17 protein-coding genes are annotated in these 15,912 nt (G+C 70.6%); 5 read left to right on the plus strand and 12 right to left on the minus strand.

The annotated features are described in order from the left end of the window. The first annotated feature begins 108 nt into the window (after nucleotides 1–108). Nucleotides 109–1,179 (plus strand): tRNA 2-selenouridine(34) synthase MnmH, encoded by a 1,071-nt coding sequence (gene mnmH, locus AC1HIL_RS29865; RefSeq protein ID WP_479670699.1) that lies wholly within the window; start codon nucleotides 109–111, stop codon nucleotides 1,177–1,179. Here mnmH and fdhD read toward each other — a convergent pair. The 4 genes from fdhD to AC1HIL_RS29885 form a co-directional block, all read right to left on the minus strand. Next, entirely contained in the window at nucleotides 1,113–2,021 is a 909-nt protein-coding gene (gene fdhD, locus AC1HIL_RS29870; protein ID WP_395350430.1) for a formate dehydrogenase accessory sulfurtransferase FdhD, read from the minus strand. The genes mnmH and fdhD overlap by 67 nt on opposite strands. Before the next feature lie 61 nt (nucleotides 2,022–2,082). Continuing rightward, entirely contained in the window at nucleotides 2,083–2,379 is a 297-nt protein-coding gene (locus AC1HIL_RS29875) for a hypothetical protein (RefSeq protein WP_413762507.1), read from the minus strand. A gap of 14 nt (nucleotides 2,380–2,393) precedes the next feature. Then, nucleotides 2,394–4,751, minus strand: coding sequence for an FdhF/YdeP family oxidoreductase (locus AC1HIL_RS29880; protein WP_479672449.1), 2,358 nt, complete (start codon nucleotides 4,749–4,751; stop codon nucleotides 2,394–2,396). Between the two features lie 111 nt (nucleotides 4,752–4,862). After that, a complete protein-coding gene (locus AC1HIL_RS29885) occupies nucleotides 4,863–5,777 on the minus strand; it encodes a LysR family transcriptional regulator (RefSeq protein ID WP_296728863.1) in 915 nt (304 codons plus the stop codon). Between the two features lie 109 nt (nucleotides 5,778–5,886). Between AC1HIL_RS29885 and AC1HIL_RS29890 the strand changes: the two genes are divergently transcribed. Continuing rightward, nucleotides 5,887–6,747, plus strand: coding sequence for an NmrA family NAD(P)-binding protein (locus AC1HIL_RS29890; protein ID WP_479670700.1), 861 nt, complete (start codon nucleotides 5,887–5,889; stop codon nucleotides 6,745–6,747). A 6-nt stretch (nucleotides 6,748–6,753) separates the two neighbouring features. Here the strand turns inward: AC1HIL_RS29890 and AC1HIL_RS29895 are convergent, their stop codons facing one another. Genes AC1HIL_RS29895 through modB form a run of 3 tightly spaced genes read right to left on the minus strand, consistent with a single transcriptional unit; the run spans nucleotide 6,754 to nucleotide 9,008 of the window. Beyond that, complete coding sequence (locus tag AC1HIL_RS29895; RefSeq protein WP_479670701.1) at nucleotides 6,754–7,545, minus strand: ABC transporter ATP-binding protein; 792 nt, start codon at nucleotides 7,543–7,545, stop codon at nucleotides 6,754–6,756. Further along, complete coding sequence (gene modA / locus AC1HIL_RS29900; RefSeq protein ID WP_057592936.1) at nucleotides 7,542–8,306, minus strand: molybdate ABC transporter substrate-binding protein; 765 nt, start codon at nucleotides 8,304–8,306, stop codon at nucleotides 7,542–7,544. Before modA ends, AC1HIL_RS29895 begins: the two co-directional genes overlap by 4 nt. An 18-nt stretch (nucleotides 8,307–8,324) precedes the next feature. Further along, the gene (gene modB, locus AC1HIL_RS29905) at nucleotides 8,325–9,008 is read right to left on the minus strand and encodes a molybdate ABC transporter permease subunit (protein WP_057592935.1); all 684 of its coding nucleotides are present in this window, start codon (nucleotides 9,006–9,008) and stop codon (nucleotides 8,325–8,327) included. Between the two features lie 225 nt (nucleotides 9,009–9,233). Between modB and AC1HIL_RS29910 the strand changes: the two genes are divergently transcribed. Both AC1HIL_RS29910 and AC1HIL_RS29915 read left to right on the plus strand, forming a co-directional pair. Further along, complete coding sequence (locus tag AC1HIL_RS29910) at nucleotides 9,234–9,497, plus strand: hypothetical protein (protein WP_057592993.1); 264 nt, start codon at nucleotides 9,234–9,236, stop codon at nucleotides 9,495–9,497. Beyond that, nucleotides 9,494–10,141 (plus strand): nitroreductase family protein, encoded by a 648-nt coding sequence (locus AC1HIL_RS29915; RefSeq protein WP_479670702.1) that lies wholly within the window; start codon nucleotides 9,494–9,496, stop codon nucleotides 10,139–10,141. Before AC1HIL_RS29910 ends, AC1HIL_RS29915 begins: the two co-directional genes overlap by 4 nt. Here the strand turns inward: AC1HIL_RS29915 and tsaA are convergent. Both tsaA and AC1HIL_RS29925 read right to left on the minus strand, forming a co-directional pair. Further along, entirely contained in the window at nucleotides 10,138–10,635 is a 498-nt protein-coding gene (gene tsaA / locus AC1HIL_RS29920) for a tRNA (N6-threonylcarbamoyladenosine(37)-N6)-methyltransferase TrmO (protein ID WP_057592933.1), read from the minus strand. The genes AC1HIL_RS29915 and tsaA overlap by 4 nt on opposite strands. Next, nucleotides 10,632–10,979: a winged helix-turn-helix domain-containing protein gene (locus AC1HIL_RS29925; protein ID WP_479670703.1), complete on the minus strand. Its 348-nt coding sequence runs from the start codon at nucleotides 10,977–10,979 to the stop codon at nucleotides 10,632–10,634. The genes tsaA and AC1HIL_RS29925 overlap by 4 nt, the downstream gene beginning before the upstream one ends. A 170-nt stretch (nucleotides 10,980–11,149) precedes the next feature. Between AC1HIL_RS29925 and AC1HIL_RS29930 the strand changes: the two genes are divergently transcribed. Further along, nucleotides 11,150–11,725 carry a hypothetical protein gene (locus AC1HIL_RS29930; RefSeq protein WP_479670704.1) on the plus strand — a complete coding sequence of 192 codons (576 nt, stop codon included), beginning with the start codon at nucleotides 11,150–11,152 and terminating at the stop codon, nucleotides 11,723–11,725. Between the two features lie 34 nt (nucleotides 11,726–11,759). Here AC1HIL_RS29930 and AC1HIL_RS29935 read toward each other — a convergent pair whose 3' ends face one another. The 3 genes from AC1HIL_RS29935 to apbC form a co-directional block, all read right to left on the minus strand. Further along, nucleotides 11,760–13,451, minus strand: coding sequence for an OFA family MFS transporter (locus AC1HIL_RS29935; protein WP_422096047.1), 1,692 nt, complete (start codon nucleotides 13,449–13,451; stop codon nucleotides 11,760–11,762). A 140-nt stretch (nucleotides 13,452–13,591) separates the two neighbouring features. After that, the gene (locus AC1HIL_RS29940) at nucleotides 13,592–14,539 is read right to left on the minus strand and encodes a LysR family transcriptional regulator (RefSeq protein WP_479670705.1); all 948 of its coding nucleotides are present in this window, start codon (nucleotides 14,537–14,539) and stop codon (nucleotides 13,592–13,594) included. 211 nt (nucleotides 14,540–14,750) lie between these two features. Then, a complete protein-coding gene (gene apbC, locus AC1HIL_RS29945; protein WP_057597507.1) occupies nucleotides 14,751–15,842 on the minus strand; it encodes an iron-sulfur cluster carrier protein ApbC in 1,092 nt (363 codons plus the stop codon). Nucleotides 15,843–15,912: the final 70 nt, after the last annotated feature.

Raw genomic sequence — 15,912 nt, forward strand, 5'->3', positions numbered from 1 at the left:
TCGCGCCCTTTGCGAAATCTTCGCGTCCTCTGCGTCCGGAGGTCCGCTCCCGTATTCAAATCCACACGTCGTCTCATGCGATGACAATCGAGGCATGAGGTTCCCGCCATGAGTCACCGCCAGCCCGTGCGGGTCGTCGATCGCCACGCCTTCGACACGATCATCGATGCCCGTTCGCCGGCCGAGTTCGCGCTCGACCGCATTCCCGGTGCCATCAACTGCCCCGTGCTCGACGACGAGGAGCGCCACATCGTCGGCACCGTCTACGTGCAGACCGGCGCCTTCGAGGCGCGGCGCATCGGCGGCGCGATGGTCGCGGCCAACATCGCGCGGCACCTGCGCGACACGCTGGCCGACCGGCCCGAGAAGTGGAAGCCGCTGGTCTACTGCTGGCGCGGCGGCATGCGCAGCGGCTCGATGGTGACCTGGCTGCGGCTGGTGGGCTGGGACGCCCAGCAGCTCGCGGGCGGCTACAAGAGCTTCCGGCGCCACGTGATCTCGCAGCTCGATGCGCTGACGCCGCGGCTCGACCTGCGCGTGGTCTGCGGCGCCACCGGCAGCGCCAAGACCCGCGTGCTGCATGCGCTGGCCGCGCGCGGCGAGCAGGTGCTCGACCTCGAGGACTTCGCGCACCACAAGGGCTCGCTGCTGGGTTCGCTGCCGGGCGTGGCGCAACCCTCGCAGAAGCATTTCGAGACCCGCATCGCGACGGTGCTCGAAGGCATCGACCTGCAGCGCCCGCTGTACGTCGAGGGCGAGAGCATCCGCATCGGCCGGCTCTCGCTGCCGCTGTCGCTGGTGGCGAAGATGCGCGCCGCGCCCTGCATCGAGGTGGTGGCCACGCCCGAGGCGCGGCTGGCCTACCTGCTGCGCGACTACGCCTACCTCGGCGACGACCGCGCGGCGCTGGCCGGCCAGCTCGGCCTGCTCAAGGAACTGCAGGGCAAGGAAACGGTGGCGCGCTGGCAGCAGTGGGCGCACGAGGCGCAGCTGCCGCTGCTCTTCGCCGAGCTGATGGCGCTGCACTACGACCCGCACTACGAGAAGTCGCAGGAGCGCCATTTCAAGACCTGGGCCGCCCGGCGCCGCGTGGCCGCGGCCGACCTCGGCGATCAGGGCATCGAGGCGCTGGCCGATGCGGTGCGCGCGCTCGAGGGCGACGCCAGCCCGTCGGCATAGAGCACGCCGCGCGGCGCGCGGCACAGCCCCCACAGCCGCAGCCCGCTGAGCTCGGCCATGCGCACGCCCATCGCGGTGGGCGCCGAGATGGTGGCCATGGCCGCGATGCCCAGCCGCGCGCACTTGCGCACCAGCTCGTGGCTGCCGCGGCTCGACAGCACCACGAAGCCCGGCTCGCCGAGCCGCCCGGTGCGCGCGAGCCGGCCCAGCAGCTTGTCGAGCGCGTTGTGGCGGCCCACGTCCTCGAGCACCTCGACCAGCTCGCCCTCGAGCGTGGCCCAGCCCGCGGCATGGATCGCGCCGGCGCTGGCATTGAGCAGCTGGCGCGCGGGCAGCGCCGCGAAGGCGCGCAGCACGGTGGGCAGGTCGATGCGCGCGAGCCAGTCGTGCGCGGGCAGGCGTTCGGACGCGAGGTCGAGCGCCGCAAAGCTCTCGACGCCGCAGACGCCGCAGCCGGTGCGGCCCGCGAGGCTGCGCCGGCGGCCCTTGAGGCGCTCGAAGGCGCGCGTGGAGATCTCGAGCCGCACCTCCACGCCGGGCATGCCCTCGGGCAGGCCGGCATCGTGCGCATCGACCGCCTCGACCTCGATGCCGCGGCAGTCGTCGGCGGCGTCGAGGATGCCCTCGCTGAGCGCGAAGCCCAGCGCGAAGTCCTCGAGCTCCTGCGGCGTGGCCATCATCACGGCGTGCGAGATGCCGTTGAACACCAGCGCCACCGGCACCTCGGCCGCGAGCGTGTCCTCGCGCGCGATGCCGGCGGGTGGCGCACCGGCCTCGCCGTAGACGCGCACGCCGAGGCGCGAGATCGAGGGCAGCGGTGCGAGTTCGGTGTCGGTGGACATGGCGCTGGGGCGAAGGAGTGAGCGCCTATTGTGGGCCTGCCCGCCGCGGCGGGCCAGGCGTTCAGGCGGCGGGCGCGTCGCTGACGAGGGATTCGGCCAGCGCGCGGCCGGCGTCGCTCAGGCGCGCCAGCCAGCGCTCGCCGTCGCGCTCGACCGCGACCCAGCCCGGCCCCGGTACGCCGCCGATGGCCGCGTCGCCCATCAGCGCGAGCTGGCGCATCAGCACGCTCGCGCCCTGGCCCAGCCGCTTGCCCAGGCGCGGCAGCGAGACGCTCTCCAGGCCCTCGGCCTTGAATTCAGCCAGCGCGAGCAGGATCGCGGCGGGCAGCGGCAAGGCGTCGTTCGCTTCGTCGGACATGGCGCGCACGCAGCTCAGGCCGCGACTTCCTCGCCCGTGACCGAGGCCGGACCTTCCTCGGCCTGCGCAACGTGCGCCACCAGCATCACGGGAATCGACTTCGAGGTCGGCGTGCCCGCGTTCTCGGCCACCGAGGACAGCGGCACCAGCGGATTGGTCTCGGGGTAGTAGGCCGCGAGGTTGCCGCGCGGAATGTCGTAGGCCACCAGCTTGAAGCGGTCGGCGCGCCGTTCCTGGCCGTCGTCCCACACCGTGAGGATGTCGACCCAGTCGCCGTCCTTGAAGCCCAGCGCGCGGATGTCCTCGGCATGGATGAACACCACGCGGCGCTGGCCGAACACGCCGCGGTAGCGGTCGTCCATGCCGTAGATGGTGGTGTTGTACTGGTCGTGCGAACGCGTGGTCAGCAGGGTGAAGACCTTCGCGTCGCCCTTGCGGCCGTGGCGCGCGCGTGCGCGGTGCACCGGCGTGTCGGTCGGCACGGCGTGGGTGAAGAAAACGGCCTTGTGCTGCGGCGTGTTCCACACCCGCTCGCTCGCGGTGTTGCGCAGGCGAAAGCCGCCGGGCACTGCCACGCGCGTGTTGAAGCCCGCGAAGTCGTCGAACACGGCCTCGATCTTGTCGCGGATGCGCGCGTAGTCCTCGATCATCCAGAGCCACGGCGTGCGGCTGCGCGCACCGAGTGTGGCGGCCGCGAGGCGCGCGACGATGGCAGGCTCGGACAGCAGCTGCTGCGAGGCCGGCGGGTTGATGCCCATCGAGATGTGCACCATGCTCATCGAGTCCTCCACCGTCACGCCCTGCGCGCCGGCGGCCTGCATGTCGATCTCGGTGCGGCCCAGGCAGGGCAGGATCAGCGCCTCGCGCCCGTGCACCACGTGGCTGCGGTTGAGCTTGGTCGCGACGTGCACCGTCAGGTCGCACTGGCGCAGGCCCTTCCAGGTCTGGTAGGTGTCGGGCGTGGCGGCCGCGAAGTTGCCGCCGAGCGCGAAGAACACGCGGCCGCGGCCGTCGAGCATGGCCTGGATCGCCTCCACGGTGTCGAAGCCGTTCTCGCGCGGCGGCTCGAAGCCGAACACCTGCTGCAGCCGGTCGAGCAGCGCGGCCGGCGGCTTCTCCCAGATGCCCATGGTGCGGTCGCCCTGCACGTTGCTGTGGCCGCGCACCGGGCAGGCGCCCGCGCCCTCGCGGCCCATGTGGCCGCACAGCATCAGCAGGTTGAGGATCATCTGGATCGTGGCCACCGAATGCTGGTGCTGCGTGATGCCCATGCCCCAGCAGGCGATGACGCGCTTGGCGCCGAGGTAGACCTCGGCCGCGGCGCGGATGTCGGCCTCGGACAGGCCCGACTCCTGTTCGAGCAGCTCCCACGACTCGGCGCGCAGGTCGGCGGCCAGCGCCTCGAAGCCGGTGGTGTGGATGGCGATGAACTCGCGGTCGAGCAGCGAGGCGCCGCTGGCGGCGATGCTCCGGTCGTCGCGCTCGATGACGTGCTTCATCATGCCCTTGAGGGCCGCGAAGTCGCCGCCCACGCGCAGCTGGTAGTAGTGGGTGCTGATCGGCGTCGAGCCCAGCGTGGCCATCTCGATCTTGCTCTGCGGATCCTGGAAGCGCTCGAGGCCGCGTTCGCGCAGCGGGTTGAAGCTCACGATGCGCGCGCCGCGCTTCGAGGCCGCGCGCAGTTCGCCGAGCATGCGCGGATGGTTGGTGCCGGGGTTCTGGCCGAAGATGAAGATCGCGTCGGCCTTGTCGAAGTCGTCGAGCGTGACCGTGCCCTTGCCCACGCCGATCTGCGGCCGCATGCCGCTGCCGCTGGGCTCGTGGCACATGTTCGAGCAGTCGGGGAAGTTGTTGGTGCCGTACTCGCGCACGAACAGCTGGTAGAGGAAGGCGGCCTCGTTGCTGGCGCGGCCCGAGGTGTAGAAGATGGCCTGGTTGGGATCGGGCAGCGCGTTGAGATGGCGCGCGATCAGCTCGAAGGCCGCGTCCCATTCGATCGGACGGTATCTGTCGCTCGCGCGGTCGTAGACCATCGGGTGCGTGAGCCGGCCCTGGTCCTCGAGCCAGAAGTCGCTCTGCTGCATCAGCTCGGTCACCGTGTGCTTCGCGAACAGCTCGGGCCCGGCGCGGCGCGCGGTGGCCTCGGCCGCCACGGCCTTCACGCCGTTCTCGCAGAACTCGAAGGTCGAGGCATGGTTGCGGTCGGGCCAGGCGCAGCCCGGGCAGTCGAAGCCGTCGGGCTGGTTGGCCGACAGCAGGGTCTTCGCACCCTTGAGGGGAATGTCCTGCCGCAGCAGCGTGTTCTTCACGCTGCGCAACGCGCCCCAACCGCCCGCGGGGCCCTTGTAGAACTCGATCTTCTGTTCGCCGATATCGCCAATGCTCATGCGACCGAGTGTTCGCCGCGCGCGCCGGGAGCGTCAAATTGAATCGGGACATGCTCCGATTCAAAACGGAAATGACGGGGACCGCGCCGGGCCGGTTCAGCCCGCGGCGCGCGGCGCCAGCACCTCCTCGACGAAGCCGATGAAGGCGCGCACCTTGGCGGCCGGCAGGTGGCGCGAGGGATAGAGCACATGCAGCGAGAAGCGCTCGTCGGGCCAGTCGGGAAAGAGGTCGACCAGCTGCCCGGCGTCGAGCAGTTCCTGGATGCCCAGCGCCTTGATCTGCGCGATGCCCGCGCCCGCGATGCAGGCGCCAAGGATCGTGCCGGGATCGGTCAGCAGCAGCCGGCCCGCGGTCGGCACCTCGATCGACTTACGGCCGCGGCGGAACTCCCAGGCGAAGGGCTGGCCGGTCAGCGGATCGCGCACCTGGATGCAGACATGTCGGGCGAGCTCGGCCGGCTTCGCGGGCCGGCCGTGGCGCGCGAGGTAGCCGGGCGCGGCCACGGTCGCGACGCGGGTCTCGATCAGCTTGCGCGCCACCAGCGAGGAGGCCGGCGGCGTGCCGAAGCGCAGCGCGATGTCGAAGCCCTCGCCCACCAGGTCGCCGAGCTGGTCGCGCGCGATGAGCTCGAGCGAGAGCTGCGGATGCCGCTCGACGAAGCGGTGGATGTGCGGCGCCAGCAGCAGCCGCGAGGTGAAGGCGTCGACGTTGACGCGCAGCCGGCCCTGCACCGCGCCCGCGGAACCGCTGGCGCGCGTCACCGCGTCCTCGATGCCGAGCACCAGCGGATTGATGCTGGCGTAGAGCTCGCGGCCCTCGTCGGTCAGGCCCAGCGAGCGCGTGGTGCGGTCGAGCAGCCGCACGCCGATGCGCGCCTCGAGCCGCGCGATGGCCCGGCTCACGCCCGAGGGCGTGACGCCCAGCGCATCGGCCGCCTTGGCGAAGCTGCCGCTGTCGACGACGGCGGCGAGCACGCTGACGTTGGAAAGCAGTCGTCCGTCGAGAGCCATGGATTCATCCGTGATTTGGAGTCACGAATGATATGAGCTACCCGGCATTTACTCAAAGGCCTGCGATTCCTAGCATCCACCCCGTTGCATTCGTTCAAGGAGAAATCACATGCATGCCATCACTGGAGTCACGGGCAAGGTCGGCGGCGCCGCCGCGCGCGTCCTGCTCGCTTCGGGCCAGAAGGTCCGCGCCGTCGTGCGCGATGCCGACAAGGCCCGGCCCTGGGCCGCGCTCGGTTGCGAGGTCGCCGTCGCCGAGATGGAAGACGCCGACGCGCTGGCGCGCGCCTTCGCCGGCTGCACCGGCGTGTTCGTGCTGCCGCCGCCGTGCTTCGATCCGCTGCCGGGCTTTCCCGAGGCACGTGCGTCCATCGCGGCCGTGCGCCAGGCACTCGAGGCGGCGCGGCCCGCGCGCGTGGTCTGCCTCTCGACCGTCGGCGCGCAGGCCACGCAGCCGAACCTGCTGAGCCAGCGCTCGCTGATGGAAGAAGCGCTGTCGCCCCTGCCGCTGCCGCTCGCGCTGCTGCGGCCGGCCTGGTTCCTCGACAACCTGGCCTGGGACGTGGCACCGGCACGAGAACGCGGTGTGCTGCCCGGCTTCCTGCAGCCGCTCGATCGGCCGGTGCCGATGGTCTCGACGCTCGACGTGGGCCGCGTGGCCGCCGAGCTGCTGCAGGAGGACTGGCAGGGCCGGCGCGTGGTCGAGCTCGAGGGCCCGGCGCGCGTGACGCAGCACGAGATCGCCGCCACCTTCGCGCGCGTGCTCGGCCGGCCGGTGCAGGCCGAGGCCGTGCCGCGCCAGACCTGGGGCGCGCTGTTCCGCGAACAGGGCATGCGCGACCCGGTGCCGCGCATCCAGATGCTCGACGGCTTCAACGAAGGCTGGATCGCGTTCGAGGGCGACGATGCCTCGGTGCGCAAGGGGCGCGTGACGCTCGAGGACGTGGTGCGCCAGCTCGTGGCCGGCTGAGCCAGCTCAGGCGCCCGGCGCGTCCTGCATCAGCAGCCCGCGCAGCTTGCTGCGCAGCGGCGTGTCCTCGACGGCCGGCACGCCGGCCGCCTCGCGCAGCGAGATCTCGCGGCTCTCGGCGGTGTGCAGGTCGATCTCGCGCACCACCTGGCCGTCCTTGTAGACGAAGGCCACGTCGGCCAGCGCGAGCACGTCCTCGATGTCGTGCGTGATCATCAGCACCGGGATGCCCCAGGCGCGGCGCACCTCGGCGAGCTCCTCGCGCAGCTCGGCGCGCAGCATCGGGTTGAGCGCGGCGAAGGGCTCGTCGAGCAGCAGCACCTGCGGCCGGCAGGCCAGCGCGCGCGCGAGCGCCACGCGCTGCTGCTGGCCGCCCGAGAGCTTCTGCGGCCGGCTGTCGGCCAGCGCGGCCAGGCCGAAGCGATCGAGCAGCGACTGCACGTTGTCGGCCTCGTCGGGCGGCAGGCGCCGGCGGCGCCAGGAGGTCAGGCCGAAAGCCACGTTCTCGCGCACCGTGAGGTGCGGGAACAGTGCGTAGTTCTGGAACAGGTAGCCCACGCGCCGCTCGGAGGCCGGCACGTCGATGCCGCTGGCGGCGTCGTAGAGCGTGCGGCCGTCGAGCCGCACATGGCCGCCCGCGGGACGCAGCAGGCCGGCGATGGCCTGCAGGGTCAGCGACTTGCCGGCACCCGAGGGACCGTAGAGCGCGGCGAAGGGAACGTCGGTCGAGAAGCGCGCGGCCAGGTCGAAGCGGCGGCTGCCGTCGGTGACCGTGAGCTTCAGATCGACATCAATCATGGTTTGCCGAAACCATAGCGCGTGAGCACCTCCTGCGCCGCGTCGGTCGAGAGGAAATCGATGAAGTCCTTGGCGGCGGCCTTCTGCTTGCTCTCGGCCACCACGGCGATCGGGTAGGTCACGGGGCTGTTGCCGCTGGGCGAGAGCACGATCTTGACCTTGTCGCCCATCACGGCGGCGTCGGTGCGGTAGACGAAGCCGGCCTCGACCTCGCCGCGGCCCACGTAGTCGAGCACCTGGCGCACGCTGTCGGCCTGCACGAACTTGGGCTCGAGCGTGGTCCAGAGGTTGGCGGCGTCGAGCACCTGCTTGGTGTAGCGGCCGACCGGCACGGTGGCGGTCTTGCCGACGGCGATCTTCTTCACGGCCGGGCCGGCGAGGTCCTGCAGGCTCTTGACGCCCACGCCGTCCTTCGACGGCTCGATCAGCACCAGGCTGTTGCTGACGAAGTTCTTGCGCGTGTCGGTGTCGATGTGCTTCTGCTCGACGCCGCGGTTCATGGTCTCCTGGTCCGCGCTCGCGAACACGTCGACCGGCGCGCCCTGGCCGATCTGCTGCAGCAGCACGCCCGAGGCGGCGAAGTTGAAGCGCACCGTGGTGCCGGCCTTGGCGGCCTCGAACTTGGGACCGATCTCCTTGAAGGCATCGGTCAGGCTGGCCGCGGCCGACACGGTGATCTGCTGCGCGGCCGCGCCCAGCGGGATCGCGAGGGCGAGGACGGAAGCGAGGGCGAGGGACGACAAGGCGCGGATGGAACGCATGCGAAGCTCCTGGATGAATCAGCGAAGGGAAAAGAAACGGTTGGACAGCACCAGCACGGTGATCGACAGCAGCGAGGTCACGATCACCAGCAGCAGCGCGAGCTCGTCGTGGCCGGCCTGCACGGCGTCGTAGATCGCCATCGACAGGGTCTGGGTCTGTTGCGGGATCGAGCCGGCCACCATCAGCGAGGCGCCGAACTCGCCCATGGCGCGCGCGAAGGCCAGCAGCGTGCCGGCCAGGATGCCGGGCCAGGCCAGCGGCAGGGTGACGCGCAGGAACACCGAGAAGCGCGACTGGCGCAGGGTGCTGGCCGCGGCCTCGAGCGAGCGGTCGACGCCCGCGAAGGCGGCGCTGGCCGACTTGAGCACCAGCGGCAGCGCGACCACGGCCGAAGCCACCACGGCGCCATGCCAGCTGAAGATGATGGTGTAGTCGAAGTGCTCGCGCATCCAGGCGCCGAGCGGGCTGCGCCGGCCCGCCACCACCAGGATGCCGTAGCCGATGACGGTGGGCGGCAGCACCAGCGGCAGCATGAACACCGCCTCGAGCACGCTGTGGCCCCAGAAGCGCTTGCGCGCGAACAGCCAGCCCAGCGCCAGCCCGACGACCAGCGCCAGCAGCGTCGCCACGGTGGCGACCTGGATCGACAGCACCAGCGGATGCCAGTCGGTCTGCGTGATGAGCGATTGCGTCGTGTTCATGAAGATACGGCGTAATTGTTGCATGACGCGCCGGCACGGCTCGGCGATGGAACACGGGTTCCAGGTTTTATTAGGGTAAATCCAGTGTGCGCCGGAAGCGCGACGGGTGCATATCCCGGGCCTCCTCCATATACTGGCAGATACAGCGTCGAGGACTCTTCACCCCCAGGGCCGCGGCGCGAGATCCACCCCATGTCCCACGAGGACCAGGACCGACCGCCGACCATGCGCTCCTCCGCCCACGACACCGTTGTCCGCTCGATCTCCGGCCGGCCCGAGCTGCGCCAGGTGACGCAGGTCCAGGAATGGCGCGTCGAGCGCACGCTCGAGGGCGACGGCGGCGTGGTGCTGTCGATCGTGGCACCGGGCGGCGAGAGCCAGTCCTTCCTGGTCGGCCAGGCCGACGCGCACGACATCGGCGAGGTGCTGCGCCGCAAGGCCGCCTGGGTCGAGCGGCTCGAACACGGGGATCCGCAGCGCCGGCCATGAGGTGGCGCCACATGACGGGTGCCGAGCGCATCCTCGAGGTGCTGCTGACGCGGCGTTCGGTCTCGCCGCGCCGGCTGCAGCCGCCCGGCCCCAATCCCGAGGAACTCGACGGCCTGCTGCAGGCCGGCCTGCGCGCGCCCGACCACGGCGCGCTGCATCCCTGGCGCGTGATCGAGTTCAGGCCCGCGAGCCGCGAGGCGCTGGCCGATTGCTTCGAGCAGGAGAAGCTGCGGCGCGACCCGCTCGCGAGCCCCGCCGACCTGGGCCGCGCGCGCGAGCACGCGACCCAGCCGCCGCTGCTGCTGGCCTTCGTGGTGTCGCCGCTCGCGCGCAGCCAGGTGCCCGCGCGCGAGCAGTGGCTCAGCGCCGGCGCGGCGCTCGGCAACATCCTGAGCGCGGCGCACCAGCTCGGCTACGGCGCGATCGTGCTCAGTGGCGAGCGCTGCTTCGACGAGACGCTAGCACGCCAGCTCGGCGTGCAGCCCGGCGAGGAACTGGCCGGCTTCATCAGCGTGGGCACGATCGCGCAGGCGCCTCCGCAGCCGCGCGAGACGCTGTCGCAGAACGTGTGGTCGTGCTGGCAGGGCGAGGCGCCGTGGGTGGCGTCGCCCGGCGCGCTACCGCCGCCGCCGGAAGCCAGCTAGCGCATCCGGTCGTCGGAGCGCGTGTCGGGCAGCCGCTCGAGCCGCGCGCCGAACCAGCCCACGCGCCCGGTCTCGCGCACGTCGAAGCGCGGCACGTAGGGCTTGATGTCGAGCACCGGGGTGCCGTCCATCATGTCGTTGCCGCTGAAGTGCAGGATGCCGCCCTCCACCGCCGTGAGCCGCACGATCGACAGCCCGAGCCGGTTGGGCCGCGCGGGCGCGCGCGTGGCGAAGACGCCGTGCGAGGCATCGTCGAGGAAGGGCACGACCTCGAGCTTCTCGTTCTCGCAGGCATGCAGCCGCGTGATCAGGATCAGGTAGTCGAAGCCCTCGATGTCGCGCAGCCCCGGCACGAATTCGGGGTGGACCTCGACGCGGCCCGTCTCCTCGGGCGCGCCCGCGGTCTGGATCGGCATGCCGGTGGCCTCGGTGAAACGGCTGCGCACCACGCCCACGGGGCGCAGCACGATCTCGTCGCGCGCCGGCGCGTTCATGGCGCGAGCAGCCGCGTGAGGGCGCGGATGTCGGCGGCCGTGGCCAGCCGCGCGGCATTCTCGATCGCGCGGTAGTGCTTCACGATCTCCTCGCCCACCGGCGTGAGCGCCGTGCCGCCGCCGTGCGAGCCACCGGCGGCGGTGTTCACCGCGGGCGAGCTCAGCGCATGGTTCATCTCGTCGATCAGCATCCAGGCACGGCGATACGACATGCCCAGCAGCCGGGCCGCGCCCGAGATCGAGCCGGTCTCGGCCACGGCCTCGAGCACGGCGATCTTGCCGGGGCCGATGGCGATGACTTCGTCGCGGTAGACGCGCAGGCGGAACTGGACTTTGGATTTCATGGCGGACGGAAAAAGCGCGGGCGTGGGCGAGAAGGGTAAACGATGCGGTGGCCGGACCGGCCGCCGGATTACCCGATGGCCCGGACTCGCCCGTCGAAGTCGTCATGTCAGAATGAACACAGCGCCAGGGCCGGGCCACGCCGGCCCGCCATCGGATGAGGAATCGAACCATGCGCCCCCTGTCCCTCGAAGCCCCCGGCAGCACCGCGCGCCGGCTGCTCGGCATCGCCGCAATCGTCGCCCTGCTCGCGGGCTGCGCCGACACGCCCCCCGCCGCGCCGGCCGCGGCCTCGGGCCATGGCCCCTCGGCCAGCGACGAGGCCTCGCCGGCCTTCACGGTCTCGGGGGCGGTACTGAAGCGCGCCCGCTTCGATCTCGCCGAGCTGCGTGCCATGCCCGCGGCCACGCTCACGGTCGGTGCCGACACCTACACGGGCGTGAGCCTGTGGTCGCTGCTCAACGATCCCGCGGTCGGGCTGCAGGCCGATGCGCGCGTGCGCAACCCGCTGCTGTCGATGTACGTGGTGGCGATCGGCAGCGACGGCTATCGCGCGGTGGTGTCGCTGGGGGAGATGTCGCCGGAATTCGGCAACAAGACGGCGCTCTTGGCCTATGCGCGCAACGGCACGCCGCTGGGCCGCAACGGCGCGGCGCGCCTGGTGGTGGCCGGCGACCAGAAGCCGGGCCGTTCGGTGGCGCGGCTGGCCGCGATCGAGGTGTTCGCGGCGCAGCCTTCGGGGCGCTGACGATGCAGCCGGGGCCGCGGGCCCCGGCAAGGTTTCAGTGGAAGAACTTGGCCGCGCTGATCAGCGTCTTGTAGACGCCCCAGGCCAGCGGAATGCCCACCGCGGCCCAGGCCAGCACCACGACCACGGGGCTCACGGTGTCGGCACGGCCCGAGCCCTCGCCCACTTCGGAGGCCGCGGCCTTCTCGTGCGCGAGCTTCTTCTCGATGGCGAGTTCGGCATCGCTCATGAAGTGCTTGTCGGCCACCGGGCGCACCAGCAGGTTGGCGATGAAGCCGATCGCCAGCATGCCCACGAGGATGTACATGGTCTGGTTGTAGACCTGCTCGCGCGGCAGGCCCAGGCCGAGCTGGTACTCGCGCATGTAGTTCACGACCACCGGGCCGAGGATGCCGGCCGTGGCCCAGGCCGTCAGCAGGCGGCCGTGGATGGCGCCCACGAACTGGGTGCCGAACAGGTCGGCCAGGTAGGCCGGCACCGTGGAGAAGCCGCCGCCGTACATCGAGACGATGACGCAGCAGGCGCCCACGAACAAGAGCTTGCTGCCCGCGCCGGCCGACGAGGGAATGCTCGCGTAGAGCACCGCGCCGAGCACGAAGAACACGGTATAGGTGAGCTTGCGGCCGAGCTTGTCGGACAGGCTGGCCCAGACGAAGCGCCCGCCGATGTTGAACAGCGACAGCAGCGCGGTGAAGCCGCCGGCCACGACCGCGATGGCCGCGAGCTGGGTCTTGTCGAGTTCGCCGAACTTGCCCGGCAGGTCGATCAGCGCGCCGCCGAACACTTCCTGCAGCATCGGCGAGGAGATGCCGATCACGCCGATGCCGGCGCTCACGTTCATGCACAGCACCAGCCACACGAGCCAGAACTGCGGAATGCCCCAGACCTTCTTCACGTGCACATGGCGCTGCGTGATCATGGCGTTGCCGGCCTGCGCGGGCGGTGGCGTCCAGCCGGCCGGCTTCCAGCCCGTGGGCGGCACGCGGTAGCCGAGCGCGCCGGCCATCATGAAGACGAAGTAGCCGATCGCCATCACGACGAAGGTCTGCATCACGCCGACGTCGTGCGCATCCGAGAAGCGCTTCATGAGGTCGACCGCGAGCGGCGAGCCGATCATCGCGCCGCCGCCGAAGCCCATGATGGCCATGCCGGTGGCCATGCCGCGGCGGTCGGGGAACCACTTGATCAGCGTGCTGACCGGCGAGATATAGCCCAGGCCCAGCCCGATGCCGCCGATGACGCCCGAGCCGAGGATCATGAGCCAGAACTGGTGCAGGTGGATGCCCAGCGCCGACAGCAGCATGCCGCCGCACCAGCACACGGCCGACACCACGCCGGCCTTGCGCGGACCCGCGCGTTCGAGCCAGCCGCCCCACAGGGCCGCCGAGCAGCCGAGGAAGACGAAGAACAGGGTGTACATCCAGCCCAGCGTGGCGACGCGCCAATCGCAGTTCGTGGCGAACAGCTCGGCGAAGAAGCTCATCTCGCGCGCGCAGGCCTGGGCGCCGGTGCCGGCGGTGGCGAGCGCCTTCGACAGCGGCAGCCAGAACACCGAGAAGCCATAGGCCATGCCGATGCACAGGTGGATGGCCAGCGCTGCAGGCGGTACCAGCCAACGGTTGTAGCCGGGGCCGGCGATGATGCGTTCCTTGTCGAGGAAGCCGGGCGCGGCGCCCGAGCCTTGGATGCGATCTCCCTCGAGAACGCCTGCAGTTGAACCTGCCATATCACTCCTAAATTGCCGGATCTGGAAAAACGGACTGTTGAAAATTTCCGGCGGCGGAGTGTGGGCGGCACGGCCATGCGCCGTCAAATTCGATCGGCGCATGGGCCGATTCAAGAACTAAATGGCGACCGCCATCCGCACTATTCGCCCAGCGTGCCGCTGTGCAGCGCGGCCTGGGCGAGCCACTCGGGCGTCTGCAGGAAGGCCAGCGCGGCCTCAAGGGCGCGCGAGGCACGCACGCCGTCCTGGGTCATGAAGCCGATGGGGGTGCGAATCTCGGGCGCCACCAGCGGCAGGGCCTCGAGCTCGCGGTAGCTGCGCACGGCCGCCACCATGGCGCCGGGCAGCACGCTGCTGACCTTGCCCGCGGTGACGGCGAGCACGAGCGCGAGCACGGAGTTGGTCTCGATGGCCGGCGCCACGACGGTGCCGACGGCCTCGCGCAGCGCCTGGTCGACGATGGCGCGGTTGTGCATGTCGGGCGTGAGCAGGCACAGCGGCAGCGTCGCGGCCTCGGCCCAGGCCAGGGGCTTGCCGATGCGCAACTGGTCGTCGGAGGGCACGGCGGCACGCCGCAAAAGAAAGTAGTGCTCGATGCTCTGCGGCCAGGCGGTGAGCTTGATGCCGGGCATGTGCATGCGTTCGGTGTAGCCGAGCGCGAGGTCGACCGAGAGGCTCTCGAGGCCGGTCTCGAGCTCCTGCGAACTCATGGAGATGACGCCGGGCACGATGCCCGGATGGCGCTGGTGCAGCATGGCCGCGAAGCGCGAGAGCATGGGTATCGCCGTGGGCACGGCCGCCATGCGCAGGCTGCCGCGCGGTTCTCCGGCCTCGCTGCGCAATTCCTGCAGCAGCACTTCGTTGTCGCGCAGCATGCGTTGCGCGGTGGCGAGCACGCGTTCTCCCTCATGCGTGAGGCCGACGTAGACGCGGGCGCGCTTGACGATGACGACGCCGAATTCGGACTCGAGCGCGCGCAGGGCGTTCGACAGCGCGGGCTGGGTGATGTGGCAGGCGGCGGCGGCGCGGCCGAAATGCTTGTGTTCGCTGAGGGCTACGAGGTAGCGCATGGAGGCGAGTAGGTTCATCCCGCTGTCCTTGCTTCGAGGCGCTGTTGTTCGGGGCGCGGCGGTGGTGCGAGCGGTTCAACCACGATTGCGTCCCGGCTCACGTCGATGGGGTACTCCCCGCAGCGAAATAAAGGAGGAGCCCGAAGGGCGGGGGACATTCGCGGAGGGGAGTACCCCTTCGGCGTGAGCCCACCCCCGCCCACAACTGATCGACCCCCCGAATCCCATCCTAGGTACTCTTGCTGACCGTGATGGTCGGAAACTTGCCCGAGAAATCCTTGGCCTTCTCGGCGATGCCCACCGCCACCTGCAGCGCCACGGCACGGTAGAGCCCCGCGATCTCGCCCTCGGGCGCGGCCACCACCGTGGGCTTGCCGCTGTCGGCCTGCAGCCGGATGTCGATCGACAGGGGCAGCGCGCCCAGGTAGGCCATGCCGTCCTGTTCGGCCAGCTTCCTGCCGCCATCAGCGCCGAAGATGTGCTCGACGTGGCCGCAGTTCGAGCACACGTGCACCGCCATGTTCTCGACCAGGCCGAGGATCGGCACGCCGACCTTCTCGAACATCTTGATGCCCTTCTTCGCGTCGAGCAGCGCGATGTCCTGCGGCGTGGTCACGATCACCGCGCCGGTCATCGGCACGCGCTGGCTCAGCGTGAGCTGGATGTCGCCGGTGCCCGGGGGCATGTCGACGATCAGGTAGTCGAGGTCCTTCCAGTTGGTCTGGCGCAGCAGCTGCTCGAGCGCCTGCGTGGCCATCGGGCCGCGCCAGATCATGGCCTGGTCGGCGTCGACCAGGAAGCCGATCGACATCACCTGCACGCCGTGGTTCTCCAGCGGCTCCATGGTCTTGTTGTCGGTGCTCTCGGGGCGGCCCTCGATGCCCATCATCATCGGCTGGCTCGGGCCGTAGATGTCGGCGTCGAGCAGGCCCACGCGCGCGCCCTCGGCCGCCAGCGCCAGCGCCAGGTTGGCCGCGGTGGTGCTCTTGCCCACGCCGCCCTTGCCCGAGGCCACGGCCACGATGTTCTTCACGTTGGGCATCAGCTGCACGCCGCGCTGCACCGCATGGCTGATGACCCTGGTCGCGATGTTGACCGACACGTTGTCCACGCCCGGCACCGTCTTGGCCGCGGCCACCAGCGCCTTGCGCAGCGCCGCGTGCTGGCTCTTCGCGGGATAGCCGAGCTCGATGTCGAAGGACACGTCGCCCTCCGAGACCTGCAGGTTCTTGAGCGCGCGGGTGGACACGAAGTCCTTGCCGGTGTTGGGGTCTGCGACGCTCTTGAGCGCGTTCGAGACTGCCTCGGGGGTGATGGCCATTGATCTAACTCCTGGAAGGCGGGTAGTCTAGTGCGCCCCACCCGGGGCGACCTCCAACGCCTCGAATAAC

The sequence above is a fragment of the Variovorax sp. ISS6 genome (genome assembly GCF_056523145.1).